Consider the following 21,204-nt stretch of genomic DNA (forward strand, 5'->3'; position numbering starts at 1 on the left):
ATGAGCACACAAAACAATAATGACTTAACAGTAGTTTGTGCCGATATACTCGACTTTGTTGACGACCCTGCCATTTCTGGCGAAAACGCCCATCGTTTTTTTGAAAAGGGCGCATTAGTTATCAAGCACGGCAAAGTAGTTAAACTTGGCTACGAGCAAGACATATTACCAACAATTGATAAATCAGCGCGTGTTATCCGCCACGATGGCAAACTCGTTATGCCTGGTATGATAGACACCCACATACACTTACCACAAACCGAAATGGTGGGTGCGTACGGCGAGCAACTGCTAAGTTGGTTAACCGAGTATGCGTTTCCGACAGAGAAAAAGTTTACATGTAAGCATTATTCAAAAGAGATCTCTAATCGCTTTTTAGACGAGCTACTGCGCAATGGCACAACCACTGCCCTTGTATTTGGCACTGTGCATCCGCAATCGGTTGACGCGTTTTTTAAAGAATCACAAAAACGCAATTTACGCATGATTGCCGGTAAAGTAATGATGGACCGTAACTGCCCAGACGACTTATCTGATTGCGCGCAAACAAGTTATGACGAATCTAAAGCCCTCATCGAAAAATGGCACAATGTTGATAGGTTAAGCTACGCAGTTACACCGCGTTTTGCTCCCACATCAACCCCTGAGCAACTTCAAAAATGTACTCAGTTGCTTGAAGAATACCCAGACACCTACCTGCATACACACTTATCTGAAAACAAAGACGAGTGCGAATGGGTAAAAGGGCTATTTCCAGAGTTTGATGATTACTTAGGCGTGTACGAGCAAGCAAAAATGGTACGTAAACGCTCGGTATTTGCCCATAGCATTCATTTATCTGAGCGCGAGCTTTGCTGCCTTGCAGATAACAATGCAGCAATATCGCACTGCCCTACCTCAAACCTATTTTTAGGATCAGGACTTTTAAATTTAAAAGCCTGTGAAGAGCACGGCATAAACGTAGGCATGGGTACCGATGTAGGCGCAGGAACAAGCTTTTCTATGCTACAAACAGGTAACGAAGCGTACAAAATCCAGCAATTACAAGGTCAAAAGTTTTCAGCATTTAAAGGGCTGTATTTAGCAACTCTCGGCGGTGCCAGAGCACTTGATTTAGAAGGGACAATTGGTAATTTTGAAGCCGGTTGTGAGGCCGATTTTATTGTGATGGATTGTTCAGCAACTTCATTTTTAAAATTTAGAATACAGCATGCCAAAACCCTGCACGAAAAACTGTTTGCAATGATGATGTTAGGCGACGACCGCTGCGTTGAGCAAACCTACATTATGGGTAAAAGTGTGTATAAGCGCGATGATAACAATCAATTTTCAGACACCCGCTCACCGGTATTAGAAGAGGCTTAACCGTTATGGAAAACTATTTATTTGAGCTTGCTCATTTAGTACTGCGTTATTTTCATGTTATTGCTGGTATAGCATGGATTGGCGCTTCATTTTATTTTGCATGGCTTGATAACAACCTACAAACACCACCGCAGTGGAAAATAGACAAAGGCATAAAAGGCGATTTATGGGCCGTGCATGGTGGTGGCTTTTACGAAGTGGCTAAGTATCAAAATGGCCCTGAACAAATGCCTCACACCCTGCATTGGTTTAAGTGGGAAGCCTACACAACGTGGATCACCGGTATATTACTATTTAGCTTACTTTATTATGTTGGCGCCGATGTGTATTTAATTGATAACAGCAAAAGTGAGCTAAGTAAATTTGCCGCTATTGGCGCATCCCTTGGTTTTATTGGCTTAGGCTATGGTGTTTATCGTTTATTGTGTAAAACCCCACTGGTCGAAAACGGCAAAGTGTTTATTGCTGTAGTTATTGGTTTATTAGCTCTGTGGACTTTTGGGGTTGATCAATTATTTAGCGACCGCGCTGTGTATATTCATGTAGGTGCACTTATTGGCACGTGTATGGTGGGTAATGTGTATCACATTATTATGCCAGGCCAACGCTATATGGTAAGTGAAGTAGAAGCCGGTAGAATCCCTGATTCAGCGCCAGGTTTAAAGGCAAAGCTGTGTTCTATTCATAATAACTACGCCACGTTACCTGTGGTATTTATAATGCTTAGCAATCACTTTCCTTACACGTATAGCCACAACTTTGGCTGGCTTATTTTAATTGCGCTGTTTGGTATTGGTATGTGGATACGCCATTACTTTAACTTAAAACATCAAGGTATTAATAAACCCTCAGTGCTTGTAAGCGGTATTGCAGCTTTCTTTGCTCTTATGCTCGCCATAGCCCCTTGGCCCAGTACTCCAACAAATGCAGGCGAAAGCGCGCCTTTACAAGCAAGTATTACCGACGCACAAGCGTGGGATATAATTAGCAAACACTGTACTCGGTGTCACAGCGAAACACCCACCTCTGAGCTTTTTCAAACAGCGCCGCTAGGCTTTAAGCTCGACTCTATTAGTGATGTAAAAAAATCCAGCACGCTTATTCATACTCGCGCGGTTATAACCAAAGATATGCCACTGGCTAATATGACCAAAATGACAGACACAGAGCGCGAAACGCTCGGGTCTTGGCTCACAGCACTTAAAAAGGAGCAATAAAATGAGCGAGCAATTTAAAAACTACCCGCGCGATTTAATTGGTTATGGTCCAGATGTACCCCATGCAAATTGGCCCAATAAAGCACGTATTGCCGTGCAAGTAGTATTAAATTACGAAGAAGGCGGCGAAAACTGCGTGCTGCATGGTGATGCAGCCGCTGAAACGTTTTTATCTGAAATAGTCAGTGCTCCCCATGTTGAAGACCGCCATATAAGCATGGAGTCTATTTACGAATATGGCTCGCGAGCGGGTGTGTGGCGTTTACTTAAACTCTTTAAAAAATACGATATACCGGTCACCATTTTTGCAGTTGCAATGGCCCTTGAGCGCCACCCCGATGTAGCTAAAGCTTTTGTTGATGCAGGGCACGAAATAGCAAGCCATGGCCTGCGCTGGATTAATTATCAACATATAGACAAGCAAACCGAGCGCAAGCATATGCAACAAGCCATTGAGATTATTCAAACGCTTACGGGTAAAAAGCCCAAAGGCTGGTATACCGGCCGAACTAGCCCAAATACCGCAGCACTAGTAGTTGAAAATGGCGCATTTTTATATGACGCCGACGATTACAGCGACGACCTACCTTTTTACAGTATTAAAGAAGGTAAACCACAGTTAATAGTGCCCTACACGCTTGATGTAAACGACATGCGCTTTGCTGCCGTGCAGGGTTTTAACGCAGGCGATCAGTTTTATAATTATTTAAAAGATGCCTTTGATACGCTATACGAGGAAGGCGACCCAGAAGGTGAAAACGCCCCTAAAATGATGTCGATAGGGCTGCATTGTCGCTTAATTGGCAGACCAGGAAGAATAAAAGCATTAGCACAGTTTTTAGAATATGCCCGCTCGCATGAGCAGGTTTGGTTTGCCACGCGTGAACAAATAGCCGAGCACTGGCTTAAAACACATCCGTATAAAAAAGCATAGTTTATATTTTTTTAAAACATAAAAAAGCCCAGCAATGCTGGGCTTAAAGTCACTTTAGGAGTAGTTAGTTAAATGAAACCGTAATGATGTTAGAACATACATTTTCAGTTACACATAATTGGTAATCGTACGATGGTAATGTAGCTCCACGTACGTAATCACGATAGCGACCTCGGTCAGCAGTAGTATCTACAAGCTCACCATTACGGTAAACACTTAGTGATTCAGCGCCAACACTTTCCCAACTAAGCTCTACACGCATAGTATCAAGGCGAGACTTATTAGCACGTTTTAAGGTAATTTCTAGCTCTACATCACTTACAACAACCGTTTGAGTTGATGTACTTGTATTGCCTTCACTGTCTGTTACCGTTAGTTCTACATCGTAATTACCTGATGCTGCATACACATGCATAGGGTTTTGATCAGATGATGTTGCACCATCGCCAAAGCTCCAGCTCCACTGTGTAATATCGTTATTTGAATCAGTGCTTGAATCAATAAAGTTAACTGTTAAGCCTTGTGTCTCAACGTCAAAACTAGCACGTGGTGGTTGTGGGCTAACTTCGCCAATAGCGCTTAGCGTTAATGACCAGCTATTAATTGTGCCGGTATCGGCTGCGGCAGTATCTTCTACTTGTAGTGTCCAATCGCCTGTAGCAACTTCGCCGTTAAATGATTCAGAAGTAAAGCTTCTAACTATGTCGTCGTTTGAACCACCCACATTGCTTTGTAGCGTTACTTGTGTGCCTTGAGCAGATACTAACTTAACCACTAAGTCGCCTGAGTAGGTATGCGAAATATCTACATCAGCAGTAGTGCCAAATACTGTTAAGTCATCAGGAACATTAATTACTGACACTGCACCTACTGGCGAGTTATCAGGAATATCAACACTTGTGTTACTGCTGTAAGTAAAGTCGTTTAAACCAACAGGTTGAACCATTAATTTAACTGACTGCTCTTTAACAATATCACCAGCTGTAGCTGTTACAGTAAGCTCGTATTCGCCCCACTGAGTGTTAGTATCGGTTTCAACATTTAGCATTACTTCATCGCCTGGGCGCGCTGTAAGCGATGATAAATAAGCGCCGCCTAATGTTGTTGATAACTCAAGCGTTACTTCTTCATCCCATTCGGCAATTGAACCAATTGTAAATGTGTAGTTTGTAGCTTGGCCTGCTTCAATTTGTTGCGTAAGTGGATCGGCTGATATTTTAAAGCCAGGTGTAGGGTCTGCATCAATAAGCGCTTGGTTAACATTAAGACGAGTACCTGCAACCGTTACACCTTGTAGCGCAGCATTTACATCGCCAGAGTTCATTAGTAAATCTTTCAGCTCTTGAGTGCTAAGCTCAGGATTAATTGACAACACTAACGCTGCAGCACCTGCTACATGAGGGGTTGCCATAGATGTGCCAGAGTAAGATGCATAGCTCTCACCTGGTGTAGTAGATAAAATAGCGCTACCCGGCGCGCCCATATCAACGCTTGTTAAACCATAATGTGAAAACCATGAAATACCATCGGTTTGATCTGTACTTGCAACCGATAATACACTTGCGTTTTCGTAGTTAGATGGGTAATGCGGGTTAACATCGTTATCAATAGTATCGTTACCAGCTGCGGCTACAAAGAGTAAATCCGCCGCTTCGCTTGATGCAATTGCATCTGCTAGTGCTTGGCTGTAACCGCCACCACCCCAGCTATTATTTAATACGCGTAAGTTAACGCCTGAGTTTTTAAGGCTAACCATGTAATCAATACACTTAATGGCGTCTGATGTTGAGCCACTCCCCGCAGCATCTAAAAACTTACAACCAACAAGTGATACTTCATGGTTAACACCTACAACACCAATACCATTGCCACCACTTGCGCCAATAGTACCTGAAACGTGGGTACCATGGCCTTCGTCATCCATAGGGTCGCCACTGTCAGTAATGGCATTTATACCATGCACGTCATCTATAAAACCGTTACCATCATTATCAATACCATCTCCTGGTATTTCGCTGCTATTTACCCACATATTGCTCGCTAAATCACTGTGGCTGTAATCAATACCCGTATCGATTACACCTACCACTACATCGCGGCTACCTGTCGAAATATCCCATGCTTCTACTGCATCAATATCAGCGTCTGCTGTACCACCCGTTTGGCCATCATTATTTAAGCCCCAAAGCTCATCAAAACGAGGATCATCTGGCGTACGTGCAATGCTTACTTGGTAATCAGGCTCTACATATTCAATAGCTTGATGAGACTTTAAAAGCGCAATTGCGTCTTTAGTGCTCATTCCCGACACTTTAAACTTAGCTAAGCGACCTGAAAGTAAAGACGTATAGCTGTCATCAAGTTCATCTTTATTTAGATCAGTAATTTTAGCTTTAACTAATGAACGAGCCTGCTTACGCATTTCTTTCGTTGCATTACTTTTATATTTAACAATTATAGAATCACTGCTAGCAGTTACAGATTGCTTTACACCCACATCAGGAACTTTTGCAGCTGCTAAGCACGGAAGTAAGGCAAGAGTAATAATAGATAATTTTGTTTTCATTGTTCTATCCATAGTTTTGTTGGGTTAGCTTAGATGCTCTAAGCACGTTCTTTCACTATTTCGAGTACAAGGGATCACATGGCATACCCTAAGGAAACAACCAAACTAATCATTTAACAAGTTAAAAAATAAAAACGTTGTTAAAACCAACAATTTTGACCAGTTAAAGTATAAAAAAAACACTAAAGACAGACCTTTTAATGAAATTCACGCAAAGCCATTTACCTAATAAAGGGTCGGAGATTTTTACTGCTTTTAGATTGAATTAATAAAAAACCTCAACAACCGCACCATAACCCACTGAAAAATAAAAATTAAAAAATTGGTAAAAAATGATGATTTCAGAAAATACATTTGAGGAATACAGTAATTAGGTACTTAATAATTAACAGTTATTAAACGTAAGTTAAAAATAATGACAAAGCGTTTAGTGATAATTATTAACTACATCGAAAAATTTTACTTTAAGAGCTTTTCAAGCGGATCACAAAACATTATATCGGCACGGCATGCTGACACAGCAAATACCTTATAAAACCTATAAAATTTAAGGTGTTTGGTTTTAATATTTCAAGGAGAAAATAATGAAGTTGAACAAATCACTTTTAAGCTGCGCAGTTGCAATTGCAATGGGTACTAGCTTTGCTTCTTATGCAGATACTAACAACAAATCAGCATCAAGCTCAGAACTTGCTACCAACGTTTCTGTAGCAAGTGTTGAAAACTCAATGACTCTTATCCAAACTTTTAATGAAAATACTGCACTACTTACACAAGATGGTGATAGCAACACCATGCTTGTAACAACAACCGGTAATAATAACGAAACTGAAGTTGTGCAGAGTCAATTTGGTAATTATGCTGAAGTAACCACCACAGGTGACAACAACCTGCAAGTATACAGCCAAGATGGCGTTGCTAATGGTTTTATCTCTGAAGTGACTGGTAATAATAATATGTTATTTGTTTCACAATTTGGCCAAGGCTTTTTTGTAAATAATGAAGCGATTAATATTGTAACTGGTGATGATAATATCATTGATGTTGAACAAGGCACTGGTGGTCACTGGTTTTACAACATGAATATGCAAGGTAACGCAAATGAAATTACCTCACTGCAAACCGGTGAATGGCATGAAGCAGAAATTACGATGCTTACAGGCGACGAAAATACTCTTGATTTAGTTCAAGACGGTTATTGGAGTACCTTTAAAGTAAGTAGTTTACAAGGCAATGACAACGAGCTTGAAGTTGAACAAGTAGGTGATCGTAATGCTGTAGCATTTAGTGCAATTTCTGGTGATGCAAATGAAATTGAAATTGAGCAAGATGGCTTAACTAATGCGGTAACGTTTGCAACTGTAATTGGGGACGACAACCAAATAGATTTAGATCAAGAAGGTTCACTTAACACAATTGAATCAAACTTATTTGAAGGTTCTAATAATGAGGTTTCAGCAACACAAGTTGGCGCTGAAAACTTAATGACAGCCGATTTAATTGGTGACAACAACGAACTAACTTCAATGCAAAACGGTGATTTAAACGAAGCCTACATGGGTGTAATTGGTTCAGACAATGAATTTACATCAGCCCAAATAGGTGATTTAAACTCGATTCACTTAGCTAACTTTAACGGCTCTGGCAATGATGTTGATTTAGTACAAGCTGGCGATGAAAATGCCGTACTTGTTCAATCTTCATACCCAGATGTAACGCTTACATCTAACGATAATGACATCGATATTGCTCAAGACGGCTCTCAAAATGAAGCAATTGTTACCCTTGCTGGCATTTTAGATAGTAATAATAACCAAATTGATATTGCACAAAGTGGCACGTTAAACCTTATTGATATGATGGTTGAAGGCAATAACCACAGCATTGATATTTCACAAACAGGTGAAGGTAACTGGGTTACTGGCGTTGAACAATCAGCATTTTTAGTTGGTGGTGAAAACGTATCGTTTAGTGTTACTCAAATTGGTAACGACAATATTGTTGAAGGCTCAGTAATTGGCTTTGACAGCACTGTATCTGTTACCCAAATTGGTGATGGAAACGCAGCAACAATTACTCAAATGTAATTGTTGAGGTGGGGAGAGCGACCCTCTCCCCTTTTTAAATTATGAAAAAAAATATTAACTTTAATCGTTACCTACTCACACTTTTCCTATGTTTTTCTGGGGCAACTCATGCTGCGGATGAACTAGAAATAGATGGCTTATTACTTGATAGAAGTATTAGCCGCTTTGGTCATCAATTTTATTATGAATTTTCAAACTACTGGCGAGATCTCCCTTCAACAGCTGGTTTTAATATTGAAATAAAAGAAACCGTAATACCAAAAGCGGGTACACAACTTTCTTTAATAATGAATAACCAACTTGTTTACGCGACTTATTTAGGTCGCAGATTAGAACCCCTCGATGAACGTGTTGAGCAAGCTGTTTATACAGTAATAGATGCAATGGCTCGCTCAAACATGGCTGCATCAACACCAGATATGGCTAAAGATGGATGGTAAAATGAAAAAAATAGCCCTTATAATAATAACAATATTAAGCTTTTCAGCTTCCGCGACTGAAATAATTTACACCCCAATAAATCCAAGCTTTGGTGGTAATCCACTCAATGCAAATATGCTGCTGAGCAAAGCACAGGCTCAAAATAAGCACAAGGCTCCGGTAATCGAAAAAGGTTACGCTGAACAATTTCAAGACTCTTTAGAGCGCACATACTTAAACCGCATGGTAAGAGAAATTACCGATATGGCTTTTGGTGAGGATATTGAAGATAGTATTTTTAATCAGGACTCAATTTTTATGAGTGGTGATTATCAAATTGAAGTTATAACCAGCACAACCGATTCTATTACAGTAAAAATAACAAACATATTAGATGACTCTGTTGTGATCATTGAAGTACCGAGGTTTGGATAATGTATAAACTACTAATAACAATAACATTACTGGGTTTGAGCGGCTGTACAAGTTTAGGTAAGCTTATTCCACCATCACAGCAAAAAGCAATTAGCCTAGAACCAACTGAATTATTTGCAGATTTAAAAAATTTACCAAAACCTGTTGGCAGCATTCCTGTATCGGTCTACTCATTTAGAGACCAAACAGGTCAATACAAACCACAAACTAACGTTAGTTCGTTTTCGACTGCCGTTACACAAGGTGCTAATTCAATACTCGTACAAGCACTGCATGAATCTGATTGGTTTACACCTGTTGAGCGTGAAGGTTTACAAAACATTTTAACTGAGCGAAAAATTATTCGTGCAGGCCAAACTGATAATCCTAACCAGGCTGAGTTACCTCCACTTACCACAGCTAAAATCATTTTAGAGGGCGGTATTATAAGCTATGACACCAATGTAAAAACGGGTGGGTTAGGTATGGAATACTTTGGTATAGGCGCATCTGAGCTTTACCGTGAAGATGCTATTTCAATTTATCTACGCGCTGTGGATGTTCGTACAGGTCAAGTGTTGCTTAGTGTGGCCACCAGCAAAAAAGTATTAAGCCAAGAGATGCGTGCAGGCTTTTTTAGATACGTAAGCTACAAACGTCTAGCTGAAGCTGAAGCCGGCTTTAGTGACAACGAACCTATGAGTATTTGCGTAACTCAGGCAATAGAAAAAGCACTGACAGACCTTATAACAAAAGGCATTGATAAAGGCTTATGGGCTAAAAAAGTGAGCTAATTACACAGGCCGTCATAACAAATAAAAAAGGCTACTAACAGTAGCCTTTTTTATGGGAGAAATTGAGATTATATATGCTATTTATTTAGCCATTGGTAATAAAACAGAAACGTAACGCTGAGCCCAATTCGCAAGCTCTACCCTGTTACGTGAGTTAGTTTTTTTAAACGCACTGTACAAATGTGTTTTTACAGTGTGGTCGCTAATATTGAGCTTATCAGCAATTGTATTGTTACTCGCACCTTGTGCAATTAAATGAATAACGGACTTTTCTCGCTTTGTTAAATGATCGTAATCGTCCTGCTTTAATTCAATGTCGTCATGTAGGTTATTAAATGATGATGCCACGGCTAAAATGTCGTTAAAAGCTTTTGAAATTACTTTACGCGTAAACCAAAGCTCGCCAGTATCAACACGAACTAACCCTTTAAAAATATCTTCTGGCGCATCAGATTTATAAAAAACACCATTAAAATGGTTAAGCAATAAGTTTTGCTCGCACACATCTTCTTTATCAACATTAAAGATAACAACACTATGGTGTTTAGCTAAACAAATAAGGTCTGCGGGAATGAGATCTTGCCATTTGCTTTTAGCACCATCTATTAAAAACAAATCATAATTTGCACGCTGCTCAGCTTTAGGAATAACATCGTCCATTTTAATATCACCAAACAAGGCCTGTAGTGTTCTTAAAATAGCTGTGTAGTTGTGTGAATGAAAAGATGATTGAAATGTAGTTTTTACGAATACTGAGTTTTTATGGGGCATAAATTTCGTCCTTGAAACATTTACACTACATTACCTAAATCAAATACAACTTACAATGAGATTTTGGTATTAAAATAAAGTTATCATTTCTCATCCTAAAACAGATAAAAATCTATTAAATCAATACATAACCTACATTACTTTTGTTTTACAATTGATTTTGTAAGATAAATAACAGTTCGGATTAGTAGTTTAGTAATTTATAAAATCGAGTCGTTACGCCATTAGTCCAACCAAAACCCTGCTGTACTTGATATTCACCACCACCGGCTAAAACCGCTGGTGTGCACACATTGTATTTTTCGAGTAAGCACTTATTTACTGCAAAATTTTGCTCAACCATATTTACCCAATTTTGCATTATATGTGTACTCAATTGAGTAATACCGTAGTTATTAAGCCCTTTTACCGCAAGCCATTGGAGTGGAGCCCAACCATTTGGACTATCCCACTGCTGAGGCGTTTGAGTAATAGTTGTAACAATGCCACCCTTTTTTAAAAATTCATTGGCTAATATTGTAGCTACCTTGATTGCTTGCTCATTACTGGCTAAATTAACAAATAAAGCAGTAGTTGCCGCTGCACTAAGTATTGGAGATTGAGTCGTTGTACGGCAGTTATAATCAACAAAAAAACCGGTTGGTTCATTCCAAAGGTAAGCATTAATAAGTGCCTTGCGATTGCTGGCAAGTAATTGGTAATGCTCTGCTTGTTCACTATTGCCGAGCAATTGAAAGAATTTGCTTAATTGATTCTCTAAGTTATACATAAGGCAGTTTAAATCTATAGGAACAATATCAGTTGTTTGAATAGAGCTTAGTAAATTAGACTCACCAAGCCAACGAGAACTAAAGTCCCAACCCGACTCACATGCAGCGCGAATATTACGATAAAAATCAGATTTTTTCTCCTTCGCCAACCCTTCCGCTAGCGCTAAATCTTCACGCAATGACTCTGCTCTTGGCTCACTTACATCGTCCCAATAACGATTTAAAACACCACCACAAGGCATTCTTACTACCCGCTTTGAGCCCAATAAATCACTCGAAAGCAACTGCGCGTCTTGCATCCAAAATATATATTCTTTTTCAAGTGCTGCAACACACATAGCAAGCCATTGCGCATTAAGTGATTTGCTATGCGTATGTTCCCATAATAACTCGACCATGAGTGCTAAAACCGGTGGCTGCGAGCGTGATAAATAATAGCGACGGTTACCATTTGGAATACAACCATAATCGTTAATTAAATCTACAAAGTTAAGTAGCATATCTTCAACTACATCACCTTTATCTGCATCGATTAAGCCCAATGCTGTAAAATAACTATCCCAATAGTAAATCTCTTGAAAGCGCCCGCCAGGCACAATATAGCTGTGCTTTAGTGCTAATAATGAATCTTGCTTCGGGGTATCCGCCTCTCTTCTAAGGCCACTCCATAACGAGTCTATATAATGTTTAACCGATGACGTATCAGCCTCAGTGCCCATTGCTAGCACTGGAGAAGTAATAAAGTGTGCGTTTACAAACTCACTAAGCTGCGTATTAGTTAAAGGCGCTAATTGTTCATAGCTTTTACATGCACTTTGCCAATTAACACGCGCAATTGCATCTGCGAATGTTTTACAGTCGCTAAATACATGCTGCATTTGAACATCTTTAAATAATTGGCTGTCAAAAAAACTCATAACTTTCCTTACTGTTAAGCTGTCGTTGCGTGTTGTGAGATAGCGTCGGTTCGTTTTTTGAAAAAAATCACGCTAATAAAAATCAAACTAATGGGAACCAAAGAAAGGTAAAACGCATGCTGGCCACTAAAGTGCTCAAATACATAACCAGTTATTATTGAGCCTGTTGTTCCACCAAGTGCTGAAAAAACTACAATTAAGCCAGTCATAGCGGCATGACGATGTTTTTCAAGAGCGCTGAGCATAACTGAGTTAAGTACCGGATAAATAGGCGCCATGAAAAAGCCAATTAACGGTAAAATAAATGCAGCAAGTGGTGCATCAAATAAGCTAATTACTGTATTTTCAGTAACATTCTCAGTAAGCGGTAGGGTAATAAGTATGAGGCCGGCCATCGCAATTAAACAACTGCTCAATACAACAAACCAGTGAATGTGTTTAAGTACTTGCCCTGCGACTAAGCGCCCAAATGCAAGTGTCGCAGCAAAAATACTGGCCAGCTGAATACTAATAGCTATAGGAAGTTTTAAAACTTCATTATTGAATGTGGGTAGCCAAGTACCTACGCCCTGCTCAATTAATACGTATAAAAAAGCACTAATTATAAATATGAGTACCAACGGTTGATATGTTAGCTTAAGCATGGCGATAAAATCGAACCAACAGGAGCGTTTAGTTTTACTTATAATGGCGGGCTTTATAGGCGCAGCAATTACGCTCGCTATAACGATTAGGGCCAGAGCTGCTAGCAAGTAATAAACGTTGAGCCACGCGGTTGAATCGTTTGGATCTATAAAAGCAGTAAAAATCCAATAGCCACTTAACACACCAACCATGAAAATGCCCTCAATGGTGTTTAACAATGAAGAGTGGCTATTTGCATCATCTGTCACTTGGCCGATAATAGAGTAAACCGACACTTTAACCACAGCAAAGCCACAGCCAATGGCGGCAAATAAAATTTTAAACGCATAAAAGTCACTAATTAAAGCCGTACTTACACAAGCAAGGGCAACAACAGTAAGTGCCCCAAGCATAGCCAGTTTATAGCCTAGGCGAGGAATAAACGAAGCCACTACAAATGACATTATCGCAATGGATAAATCTTTAAACCCCTCAAGCACTGAAGCTTCTGTTTTACTTACCCCAAGGGTATTTATTGCCTGCAAAATAACGGTGCCCACGCTATTTAACAAAATAGCGAAAATAAAGTAACTTGCTGCAATTGCCAGTGTGACTTTTGTTTTACTCATAATTGCCCTCGCTTTACAGCGTTATTTAAACGCTATAACGACCTTTATTGTATGCCCATAACGAATGCATACACAGTGTGTGTTTATATCAGTGAGGTTTAAGTTTAGTTTAGAATAGCCCTCAATGCAATCGTTTGCATTTTAAATTTAACATTAACTCAACATGATTTATAAACTATCTTTTACTTGATTGGCGGGTAATCAGTTCAATATCAATTACTTGTGATTCAACTTTTTCACCAGCTAGTTGCTGCATCAACTTTTGAACTAATAGCGTGGCTGCGTACTGTGTGTTTTGTCGGATAGTTGATAATGAAGGGTGGCTAATGTCGGCCATAGCAATATCATCAAAACCTACTAGAGCGACATCATTAGGAATGCTTACATAACGCTCTTTTAAGGCTTTCATGGCACCTAAGGCAACCATATCACTACATGCAACTATAGCATCAAAATAAAGACCTTTTTCACGCAGTAATTGGTTAATTGATTGATACGCTGAGCTACTTGTAATATCAATAGATACAACATGTTGCTCTAATTTATGGGATGCTAATGCGGCAGAGTACCCTCTATGACGCTCACTAATTTCACCATGTTCTGGGTCGCCTAAAAATACAATGTTTTTAGCTCCGTGCTCTATTAAATGCGTTGTTGCTTGCAAGCCTCCCAAGTAATTATCACTTCCTACAATGGGATAGTTGCTAGGTGTTTTAGGGTCTCCCCATACCACCAGCGGAATACCTGCGTTAGCTGCATTTTCTATATTGGTTTGGTTTTTACCTTGACCTACAACAATAATACCGTCTGCACGGCGGCTATTAATAAAATAATTAGCCCAATCGTCTTGCGCCATGATGGAATTAGATAGTAAAAGCTCTAACCCTTGCTGATTAAGTGCAAGATTAATTTCGCTCACTACTTTAAGTAAAAACGGATCGCTAATCGACTGCTCTGTTTGTTCGTCAAGGTTAATTATAACCGCAACTACATTGGTTTTTTGTGTCCGCAACCGACTTGCAGCCGTATTAAGACTAAAATTATGCTCTTTAGCTAAGCGCTGAAGTTTATCGCGGGTTTCTTGCTTAATTAGCGGATTATCATTAAGCGCACGCGAAACTGTAGAGGTAGACACGCCTGCTAGTTTCGCTAAATCAGTTAATTTAATTTTTTTGTTATTCATGATCTTCCTAAATAGTCGCTTACCACTGATCAATACAATTATCTAACTCGCTGACAATATAGCATTATTATTTTTTGCTGGCGCGAACAACGACCTAAAAAGTGTTTAACATATAAATAAGCTCAATAAATAAACTATATAAATTCATAAATAATTTACAAATAAATATTGCAAACGTTTGCATTTATCTCTAAGGTTTCAATATACACAGCCTATTTACAATGATTTTTAGTAAAAAGGCTGCTGAAATACACTGTTTAATACACTAAAAACGGGATCACACACATGAAAATCAATAAAGCAAAAAGTACATTAGCGTGTGCAATTACTTTAGCGCTTAGCACTCAATGCGCATTTGCAGCAGAGCAAACACAAGAAAAACAGAAAGTTGAGCGCATTGTGGTATCGGGAACACCTACGGGTGTTGGAGTTAGAAAAATTGATGCCAGCTATGCGGTAACTAATATCGATAGTGAACAAATTATTAAACTGTCTCCAAAAAGCACCGCTGACTTGTTTAAAGCAATACCTGGTGTTTGGGTAGAAAGCTCAGGTGGTGAATCGGGCGCTAATGTATTTGTTCGTGGTTTTCCTGGTGGTGGTGATGCCCCATTTTTAACACTCAGTATTGAAGGCTCACCTATTTATCCTGCTTCAACATTGTCATTTTTAGAAAACTCATCAATGTTTCGTGTTGATGAAACCATTGAGACAGTAGAAGCCCTGCGTGGTGGACCTAATCCTGTTTTATCTAACGGACAACCAGGATTAACAACCAATTTTAGATTAAAACGTGGTGGCGAAGAAACAGAAGGCTTATTTAAATACACAACTTCTGATTACGACTTACAGCGAGTTGACGCTGTGATGAGTGGTGAAATTACTGACGATTTATACTTTATGGTTGGCGGTTACGTAAAAAGCTCACCGGGTATTCGTGATGCGGGCTTTACTTCTGAAAAAGGTAGCCAATTTACAATCAACATTACTAAAGATTTAGACAACGGTGAGCTTAACTTTTATACCCGCCAAACAGACGATCACGGTGCATGGTACTTACCAACACCCCTTAATGTTGATGGTATTGACGCAGAATATACGCAACTTGGTACGCTAAATCGTCAAGCAACAATATTTACAGGCCCCGATGCGCAAGCACTTAATATTGACCTAGGTGATGGCCGAGGGTGGGACGGCCATGTTTCGGGCGGTAGTATTAAGCTAGAGCTAAAAGGTGGTTGGCATTTTTCAGATCGCTTTAACATTACCAAAGGCGATGCAAATACCTACGGTTTAGTACCTAGTGGCTCAGCAACAACGGTTGGAGCAGTTGCTGATAACGGCCAAACTGCATTTGGAGCAGTTACAAACACTGAATACGCAAGCGATACCCCAGTCCAACAACTTGGTCGATGGGTAGTACTTAAAGAAATCAGCTCATTTACAAATGATTTAGCTTTTTCGAAAAAATTTGGCGACCTATCAACAACCTTTGGATATTACACTGCAAGTACTTCAGCAAAAGATTGGTGGAGCTTAGGTAACACTGCATACCATGTACTTGAATCAGGTGGCGAAGCATTAACCGGTATTGAATGTAATCAAAACACCGATGGTTGTGATTTTAACTACGACATAAGCTCAACAGGTGATGCGCGCACTAATGCGTTTTATGTCACCGGTGAATACAAATTTGCTGATGCGTTTACACTTGATGTTGGCGTACGTCAAGAAAACCACGAAGTAGAATACAGTGTAGATGAGGGCCTTGACGGTATTATTACTAAAACCGTTAGCTATGATGAAAGTAAAACATCGTGGACTACAGGGTTAAACTATTCAATTAATGATGATATGGGTGTGTTTGCCCGTGTTAACCGTGGTTATAAAATGCCTTACTTTGATGACTTTAGAGATAACTTTGATGCTTACGAAGGCGGCGAAAAGCTTATTAAAGAAATTACCCAAGGTGAACTAGGTTATAAATTAATTACTGAATCAACCGACTTTTATGCAACCGTATTTGTAAATGAAGTTAAAGGCGACACATTTGTAAGAAGACCTGGCGTACCAGCAGAAATTTTAACAAACGAAGCATACGGTATAGAGCTTGATTACAACTTTAATCATGATTCTGGTTTTTCTGTTAATTTAAATACGACATTACAAGATGCTGAAATTACAGAGAGCCCAACAAACGATGGTAACCAGTCGCAGCGCCAACCAAAATGGCAAGTACGTATAACGCCAAGTTACGATTTTGAGCTACAAGGTATGTATGCAACTTTATACGGTACGCTTTCAGCGGTTGATGATCGCTTTGGCAATAACGAAAACACTGTAACACTCGATGGCTACGAAAAAGTTGATTTAGGTTTAATATTAGAACCAATGGAAGGCATCAAGCTTCAAGTAGCAATAGATAACTTAACGGATGAGCAAGGCATTACAGAAGGTGATCCACGTAATGCTGATGCACCAAATGGTCGTTACATTATGCCTCGTACAACGCGCTTTAGTGTAAGTTACGCGTTTTAAATAAAATACAATATAAAGGGAGCATTCGCTCCCTTTCACTTTAATTAACCTAAACAAATGAATTTAAAGGCTAAAGTGAATTACTCAATACTCGCTTTTAATTTATTAAGTGCATCAACCGAAAAACCTCGATCATAAAAATATAAAACTTCGCCGCTGCTATTTATAAGTACCACACGAGAGTTATTTGGGCTTTGATTACCTGTAAACTTTTGAACTGTCTCGCCATCTTTATAAATAGTGATTACCCCACCCCATAATTCTTTAGGGATGCCTTTGCGCATACCGCTGTCTATAAATGTGCTAAACATACGTGGTGCCATGCCGGCAATGGTTGGTAGTTCGTAGGTAGGGAGCGTTACGCCCGCCATATCTAAACCAATTAACCAACGGTCTATATCAAACTGGCTGTCTTGCTTGTACCCAATGAGCAGTAGTGTTTTATCTGCTTTAAAATCACTAGGTATAGTCACCATACTTTGCTCTAAGCTTTCGCCACTAATGCTTGGGAACTGCTTACCTGTTAATTGCTGGTTTGGGTACTGTGTTGTACATGCGCTAAGTAGTAAAAGTGCAAAAGCACTTAATGTTAATTTGATCATAATAAACCTAATATTTATAAATTTCATACCGATACGTTTAGTATGGCAGCTGAGATCTAAAAATGCTGACTAGTTATATAATTTTTAAATTTAGACGCAGTCATGGGCTTACCGTACTTCCAGCCTTGTCCGTAATGCACACCCGCTGTTTTTAAAATAGCTTCTTGCTCAGTGGTTTCAATTCCTTCTGCTACACAGGTATAATTAAACTTATGCACAAGTTCCATAATATTCGGGATCATAGAGGCTTTTAAGCCCTCAGTTGTTATATCTTGAACAAACGTACGATCAATTTTAAGTTGATGAAAGCTCAAATTTTGTAAGTTTCTTAAATTTGAATAACCCGTACCAAAGTCATCTAATGATAAGTTAAACCCAGACTCAACCAAGGTTCTAAAATGAGCATGCGCGATGCTTGTATCAAGGTATTCGTCTTCAGTTATCTCTAAACAAATAATAAAGCGTGAATTGGTAAGCTCTGTAATTTGTGGCAGCAACGACACGTTACCCAGCTCTACATCACACGGAAATATATTAAGCGACACTTTGAAGCCTTCAGGCAATACCTCTATAGAGGTTAGCTCTTTGATTGTAGTGGCAATCATGGCCTCAGTAAAAGTCCAGGTTAAATTGTTTTTTCTAATAACCGGAATAAACTCATCTGGAAATAAAACACCGTACTTATCTTCAAAACGTGCAAGTACCTCGCAACCAATCAGCTTGCCACTTTGCAAACAAATAATAGGCTGGTAAGTCCAATAAAATGATCCCTTTTTGAGTCCTTTACGAATACGCTGATTAATAGAGCGACGTGCAGCAATTCTTGCATCAACTATTAACGCACTCGATATTCCCGCTAAACAGGTTAAAATTAACGAAATTATTAGTAATAAGTGGTTATTAGAAAAAAACAGACTCCAAGGTAAGTGCACTACCACACAATATTGGCTACTTGCAGAACTGCAAACTAAATTAGTTTCGTAAGGAAAGAAAACATTGTTTTTTACTTGAAGGTAGAGATCCTCTTTACCTGCTAAATGATGCAAAGTATTTGGTGTTTTATAAACAACTTCCCAATCAGGCGCAGTAACTCCAATATTAGTAAAGGGAGTACTCTGCATAATTAAATTATAGTCCCCTTGCCTGACTATAATTACCTCCATAGGGCGCTCACTAAATAATAATAAATAAAGCTTTGGCTCAAAACGAACCCTCACTTGTTCATCATCTCGAATAAAGTCAGGCTGTTTATCGTTAATTGGTTTACTTAATAAGCCTGCCCCCGTAGTACAAACTAACTGGTTACCTTTAAAAAAACCTATATCAATTACATATTTTGCGTCAAATAAAGCGCGGCGCATCTCAAGAAGAGTTGTGTTGTCACACTGTTTAAACGCAAGCTTATTTAATGGGGTAAGTATTCGACGCCTCTCTGCAATTGCACCTTCTACATGAGTGAGAATATACTCAGCATCTGACTTTGTTTGTGCTGTTAATTGCTGCGCTGCAAAATTGAGTAAAATCATACAGCCAGTTATAAAAACTAACACTCCGGTTAGAACGGCTATAATAGATTTTTGTTGGTACTTTTTCATAGCATCTCGAAGTTGTTAATTTATATCACTACTTTATTAGATGATTGCATAAGTCGCATTAAATTCACACAGATAGATTTAACAATTATTGAGTGAGTTTTGAACCAATTGCGCTATTTTAAAGCCTATTGCCAAATGTTGGATATCATCAAAATGAATCCCATCACCACCTGGCATGTTAATAAACGAGTTAAGATCAATAAAAGCGCACTTATTATTGGCTGCAACGCTTTTAAATGTACTAGAGAGCTCTATTGCTTTTGTATCAGCCTCTTCATAAATACGTGAATACTGCCCGGTAATTCTTATTTTAGGTGGGCTAGCAATAATAATCTTAGGGGATTTTAAAGTACTACCTTGCTGATAATAAAAGTGTATTGAGTTAATTAAATCATTCAAGCCATCTGCTATTAAACTAGGTGTTAAATTAAAACGTTTTTTAAGATCGTTTGTACCAAGAGCTATAATAATAAAGTCGAGATCATGCTTATCCAAATAAGGTTTTAAATAGCTAACACCATTGAGCACACCGTCAAACGGGGGATTATGCACTAACGTGCGATTAGGTTGCCCTGCCTCTATTACGTTAAAGCCACACCCTAAGTGTTTATTTAAAAGTGATGTCCAACGGGTATTTTCATCAAAACGTTTACCCGTTACAGGGTTTAAGCCCCATGTATTTGAATCCCCAAAGCAGAGAATGTTTTTTATTATTTGAGTCATTAAAATGGGTTGAGCGTATAGCCTTGCTGTTGAAGTTGTGCGTGAGCGGTCATAGCTGAAAGCGACATTTTTACACCCTCAATTAAAAGCGCTGGCGTTACTTTAAAGTGAGTAGCAGATTGCCCGCAAACATACACTTTAGTGTTATTTGCTAGTAGCTGCTCAATTAACGCTTGGTTTTTATTGTCAGCGTTAAAGCGTTTTTTATATTCGCTATTAGCTAACACATCAACACTTGCGCTACCGTGCACAACTAATGCAAGTTGTATGTTTTCAGGCTTTACGCCATGCGCCACATGCATGTTAATAAAACGCGCTAGCGAATTTATTGAATTATTTTGCGCGCCTTTTTCAGCGCCATCAGCAACATCAAAGGCTATTTTAAATACCGTAGCGTCATTAATTTCATCATGCTCGGGGACATTGTAATAATTACCATACCCCTTAATTGGTTGCTCTGTTGCATATATTAAAGGGCTAAAAAGCAGCACTAACAATAGTAAATATTTCATAAAACAATCCTGTGTTTTTTAAGATTATTACTAAACTACCAGAGACAACCAAAAAAGGCTGCAATTTAAGCAACCTTTTGGGTACTTTTATGGCTGTGGTTAATAAACTGCATACCTAAATAACTAAACGTATTTTTAAACTGCTCTACAAAACAGGCGGGGGCTTCACTTGATGACGCATTAGAAAGCACTGAAAAATGCTTACTGCGTAAACTACGAAGCTTAGGTTTTAATGCTTCATCGTCCATATAATCGGTTATTCTATCGATAAATAATTTCATTTGTACCGTGGTGCTGTACCAATAAACAGGCGACGCGAACACCCAATGTTCATATTTTAAAAGTGCTTCAAACACAGCGTAAAAGTCATCATTTTTATAGTTTTTGTTATAGCAGTACGGCGCAATTTTATAATCATCTAAGCATATTACACGCACAGTATTTTGCTCTGCGAATCCATTAACGTGCGCCTGTGTATTACCATTTTTGCGTGCACTTGAATAAATAATAACAGTGCTACGCTCAAGTTTTTGTTGCATTTAG

At 39.0% G+C, this 21,204-nt stretch carries 18 protein-coding genes; 8 read left to right on the forward strand and 10 right to left on the reverse strand.

From position 1 onward, the window contains the following. Genes guaD through puuE form a run of 3 tightly spaced genes read left to right on the forward strand, consistent with a single transcriptional unit; the run spans position 1 to position 3,516 of the window. A complete protein-coding gene (guaD, locus tag H5122_RS09095; RefSeq protein WP_182681480.1) occupies positions 1 to 1,365 on the forward strand; it encodes a guanine deaminase in 1,365 nt (454 codons plus the stop codon). A 5-nt stretch (positions 1,366 to 1,370) separates the two neighbouring features. Further along, entirely contained in the window at positions 1,371 to 2,582 is a 1,212-nt protein-coding gene (locus H5122_RS09100) for a urate hydroxylase PuuD (protein ID WP_182674982.1), read from the forward strand. A gap of 1 nt (position 2,583) precedes the next feature. Next, complete coding sequence (gene puuE / locus H5122_RS09105) at positions 2,584 to 3,516, forward strand: allantoinase PuuE (protein WP_182681479.1); 933 nt, start codon at positions 2,584 to 2,586, stop codon at positions 3,514 to 3,516. Between the two features lie 64 nt (positions 3,517 to 3,580). Here puuE and H5122_RS09110 read toward each other — a convergent pair whose 3' ends face one another. Further along, positions 3,581 to 6,082 (reverse strand): S8 family serine peptidase, encoded by a 2,502-nt coding sequence (locus tag H5122_RS09110; protein ID WP_182674979.1) that lies wholly within the window; start codon positions 6,080 to 6,082, stop codon positions 3,581 to 3,583. Positions 6,083 to 6,666: 584 nt separating this feature from the next. On the opposite strand from H5122_RS09110, the gene H5122_RS09115 reads away from it, so the two are divergent. The 4 genes from H5122_RS09115 to H5122_RS09130 are packed head-to-tail and all read left to right on the forward strand — an operon-like array spanning position 6,667 to position 9,797. Then, a complete protein-coding gene (locus H5122_RS09115) occupies positions 6,667 to 8,169 on the forward strand; it encodes a curlin (RefSeq protein ID WP_182674977.1) in 1,503 nt (500 codons plus the stop codon). 41 nt (positions 8,170 to 8,210) lie between these two features. Continuing rightward, entirely contained in the window at positions 8,211 to 8,609 is a 399-nt protein-coding gene (locus H5122_RS09120) for a curli production assembly/transport protein CsgE (protein ID WP_024595596.1), read from the forward strand. Beyond that, positions 8,599 to 9,024, forward strand: coding sequence for a curli assembly protein CsgF (locus H5122_RS09125; protein ID WP_024595597.1), 426 nt, complete (start codon positions 8,599 to 8,601; stop codon positions 9,022 to 9,024). Before H5122_RS09120 ends, H5122_RS09125 begins: the two co-directional genes overlap by 11 nt. Continuing rightward, a complete protein-coding gene (locus tag H5122_RS09130) occupies positions 9,024 to 9,797 on the forward strand; it encodes a CsgG/HfaB family protein (protein WP_182197166.1) in 774 nt (257 codons plus the stop codon). Before H5122_RS09125 ends, H5122_RS09130 begins: the two co-directional genes overlap by 1 nt. Positions 9,798 to 9,878: 81 nt before the next feature. On the opposite strand, the gene H5122_RS09135 is transcribed toward H5122_RS09130, so the two are convergent. From H5122_RS09135 to H5122_RS09150, 4 genes are all read right to left on the reverse strand, one after another. Next, the gene (locus H5122_RS09135; RefSeq protein WP_024595599.1) at positions 9,879 to 10,568 is read right to left on the reverse strand and encodes a LuxR C-terminal-related transcriptional regulator; all 690 of its coding nucleotides are present in this window, start codon (positions 10,566 to 10,568) and stop codon (positions 9,879 to 9,881) included. A gap of 184 nt (positions 10,569 to 10,752) precedes the next feature. Then, entirely contained in the window at positions 10,753 to 12,255 is a 1,503-nt protein-coding gene (locus H5122_RS09140; protein WP_182681478.1) for a trehalase family glycosidase, read from the reverse strand. A 14-nt stretch (positions 12,256 to 12,269) separates the two neighbouring features. Further along, positions 12,270 to 13,508, reverse strand: coding sequence for a sugar MFS transporter (locus tag H5122_RS09145; RefSeq protein ID WP_182681477.1), 1,239 nt, complete (start codon positions 13,506 to 13,508; stop codon positions 12,270 to 12,272). Between the two features lie 175 nt (positions 13,509 to 13,683). Beyond that, positions 13,684 to 14,691, reverse strand: coding sequence for a LacI family DNA-binding transcriptional regulator (locus H5122_RS09150; protein ID WP_007378432.1), 1,008 nt, complete (start codon positions 14,689 to 14,691; stop codon positions 13,684 to 13,686). Between the two features lie 285 nt (positions 14,692 to 14,976). Here H5122_RS09150 and H5122_RS09155 point away from each other — a divergent pair, with 285 nt between their 5' ends. Next, positions 14,977 to 17,229, forward strand: a complete 2,253-nt coding sequence (locus H5122_RS09155; protein ID WP_182681476.1) for a TonB-dependent receptor — start codon at positions 14,977 to 14,979, stop codon at positions 17,227 to 17,229. Between the two features lie 80 nt (positions 17,230 to 17,309). Here the strand turns inward: H5122_RS09155 and H5122_RS09160 are convergent, their stop codons facing one another. The 5 genes from H5122_RS09160 to H5122_RS09180 all read right to left on the reverse strand — a co-directional run bounded on the left by H5122_RS09160 (position 17,310) and on the right by H5122_RS09180 (position 21,200). Further along, positions 17,310 to 17,831 (reverse strand): hypothetical protein, encoded by a 522-nt coding sequence (locus H5122_RS09160; RefSeq protein WP_182681475.1) that lies wholly within the window; start codon positions 17,829 to 17,831, stop codon positions 17,310 to 17,312. A gap of 56 nt (positions 17,832 to 17,887) precedes the next feature. Beyond that, positions 17,888 to 19,426 carry an EAL domain-containing protein gene (locus H5122_RS09165; RefSeq protein ID WP_182681474.1) on the reverse strand — a complete coding sequence of 513 codons (1,539 nt, stop codon included), beginning with the start codon at positions 19,424 to 19,426 and terminating at the stop codon, positions 17,888 to 17,890. A gap of 78 nt (positions 19,427 to 19,504) precedes the next feature. Next, the gene (locus H5122_RS09170) at positions 19,505 to 20,140 is read right to left on the reverse strand and encodes an SGNH/GDSL hydrolase family protein (protein WP_182681658.1); all 636 of its coding nucleotides are present in this window, start codon (positions 20,138 to 20,140) and stop codon (positions 19,505 to 19,507) included. A gap of 8 nt (positions 20,141 to 20,148) precedes the next feature. Continuing rightward, positions 20,149 to 20,661, reverse strand: a complete 513-nt coding sequence (locus H5122_RS09175; protein WP_024595603.1) for a DsrE family protein — start codon at positions 20,659 to 20,661, stop codon at positions 20,149 to 20,151. A 65-nt stretch (positions 20,662 to 20,726) separates the two neighbouring features. Further along, positions 20,727 to 21,200, reverse strand: coding sequence for a flavodoxin family protein (locus H5122_RS09180; protein ID WP_039486593.1), 474 nt, complete (start codon positions 21,198 to 21,200; stop codon positions 20,727 to 20,729). Positions 21,201 to 21,204: the final 4 nt, after the last annotated feature.

The organism is Pseudoalteromonas sp. SG43-8 (assembly GCF_014164245.1).
In the GTDB taxonomy this organism is placed as follows: domain Bacteria; phylum Pseudomonadota; class Gammaproteobacteria; order Enterobacterales; family Alteromonadaceae; genus Pseudoalteromonas; species Pseudoalteromonas distincta.